The sequence below is a fragment of the Mucilaginibacter sp. P4_E8 genome (assembly GCF_056401495.1).
Map to the genome: position 1 here is coordinate 1 of NZ_JBFUJG010000295.1, position 2,623 is coordinate 2,623.

1 protein-coding gene and 1 pseudogene are annotated in these 2,623 nt (G+C 37.5%); one reads left to right on the forward strand and one right to left on the reverse strand.

Going from position 1 to position 2,623, the window contains the following annotated elements; all coding sequences use genetic code 11:
- Positions 1-783, reverse strand: a pseudogene (locus AC1DRQ_RS30645) (gliding motility protein RemB); the annotation flags it as partial.
- 254 nt (positions 784-1,037) lie between these two features.
- Here AC1DRQ_RS30645 and AC1DRQ_RS30650 point away from each other — a divergent pair.
- On the forward strand, positions 1,038-2,623 hold a 1,586-nt coding region (locus AC1DRQ_RS30650; RefSeq protein ID WP_477429779.1), incomplete at its 3' end, for a glycosyltransferase family 117 protein.

Here is a 2,623-nt window from a genome sequence, read left to right on the forward strand (position 1 = left end):
ATGGAAAAGCGCCCATTTACGGCGATTACTGCCAAAAGTGTCGAATTTCTTCTCTTTTATATCCTCAAGGTATGTCCATGCCATCATATACTGTAGCTTTCCGAAGTTTGCTGTAACCCGTAATAAAGGCATATTAGCTGCATAATCTGATAACAACAGGGAGCGATATCCATCGCCTATAAACATTTTATCCTGCCCTAAAGTAATGTTAAGCTGTTTTATAGGAGTATAAGAGACAGTTGCAGTAACATATGACCAATCCTGGCTAATCTGGGCCAGGCCATTATAATGCCGGGCATAAGCCTGTCCTGGTACAAAACCATTGGCATTAACAAGATCATTATAATAATTGGGGAATGTGCCTTGGTTTTCAAAACCACTGGTGTAAAATGAAAATTTAGTGCCTACAGTTCCACCAAACTGGTAGCCGCGTGTATTTAAATTAGGTGTTCTATGGGCGGTAAATTCCCTTCCGGTTAATAGATCAAGGATGATATCACCATAAAAAGTATAATCTTTAGTTTTTACATCAAATAAATGCTCATTGAACAATTTACGCATTAGCCAGCTTTTATTGTTGCTGCTTACCCCAACATTCATAACCGAATCATAAGTGCGATTTATTGAACTATCAATTAAAAAAGGGCGCAAAGAAGTATGAAATGAGCTTTTGGTACTATAAATATCTGCATTGAATTTTTGATAAAGCTGGTAGGAGTCGGGCAAATAAACAGACTGTGCATTAGTTAGTTGCGCTGAAAATAAAATGAATCCAGTTAGCAAAAATAATTTTATAAAGCGAAAAAAGTAGAGTTTCTGCATCGGAGCAAAGTAAGTATTATTTATGGTAAGATAAAAATTTCGTTGCACGTGTTTAGGTTATAATAATCCTGAGGTTTTACTGATCAATAAGATGTTAAATGATCTTAAAAGTTAATTAATGTTAAATTTGTTTGCATGAAACTGTTTTTTTTAAATAAGTTATAAAAATCCTGATATTTGCCCGCGCGATAAAATCATACTATATCATATTATAAATGCAATACAAAAAAATCAATAACCTTTTAGGCTGGCTTTGCTTTGTTATAGCTTCTGTTACCTATATTTTAACTTTAGAGCCATCCGTAAGTTTTTGGGATTGCGGCGAATTTATTTCATGTGCCTACCGTTTACAGGTAGCCCACCAACCTGGGTACCCCGTATTTGCCATGCTTGGCAAGTTGTTTTCGCTACTCTCATTTGGCGATAATACAAAAGTGCCATATTATACCAACATGGGTTCGGCAATAGCCAGCGGGGCAACTATTATGTTCCTGTTTTGGACCATAACCGCACTGGCTAAAAAAATGCTGCTTAATAAGCGTGATGATGTTGTAGATCAGTCAAATCTTATCCTTATTATGGGGGCTGGCCTTGTTGGTGCATTGGCCTTTACTTATACTGATACATTTTGGTTTTCGGCTGTTGAAACCATCGTATTTGCTTTGTCGTCAATGTGCACAGCCATAGTATTTTGGGCCATTTTAAAATGGGATGCCCATGCCGATGAGAAAGGTTCTGATAAATGGCTGATTTTTATTGCCTATGTTATGGGCCTATCCATAGGTATCCATTTATTAAACTTATTAACTATTCCTGCAATAGCTATGGTTTACTTTTTCAGGAGGAGTAAAAAGGTCAATACAAAAAATGGTATCCTGGCATTCTTAGCAGGTATTGTTATATTGGGTATAGTGCAGTATGGTATAAGAGGCTATACCATAAAATTTGCTGCTTATTTTGATCTGTTCTTTGTAAACTCGCTTGGTCTTGGCTTTGGCACCGGTGCGTTTTTCTTTATATTGTTAATTGTTGCGGTATTGGTAGCCGGTATAGTATATAGCATTCGTGCCAGGAAACCAGTACTTAACCTGGCACTGTTGTGCATAGCTTTTATTTATTTTGGATATGGTTCTTTTGCATATATTCCTATCAGGGCCACCGCAAATACCAACCTGAATAACTCTCATCCCGATAACGCATTTACACTTTACGGCTATTTAAACCGTATCCAGTATGGTGAAAACCCTTTATTGAACGGACCTTTTTATGATGCCACCATTACCGATCAAAAAGAAGGCAGCATTATTTACCGTAAAGGAAAAACACAATATGAAAATGCAGGCCGCAAAGTAGAAAGTGTATACAGTCACACGACTTTCCTGCCGCGTATGTACAGCACCGAACCACAAGACGTTCAGTTTTATAAAGATTGGTTGCACATTCCAGATGGACAAGTGCCAACCTTTACTGATAACATGAAGTGGATGTTTAGCTGGCAAATGTACCAGATGTACTGGCGATATTTCTTTTGGAATTTTGTAGGCCGGTATAGTGATGCTGACGGGCAAACAAACACTGAAGGTATTGATGGTAACTGGACAACTGGTCTTTTTGATAAAAACTTACCTAAATCGGTGGTTAACGGTACAACCTATACGCCATTATATGCATTGCCTTTAATTTTAGGTTTAATAGGAGCTTTCTATCATCTTAATCGTAAAAAGAAGGATGCACTGGTTGTTTTATTGCTGTTCTTTTTCACCGGGCTTGCCATTGTATTGTATGTTAACCAGCCCTCGGT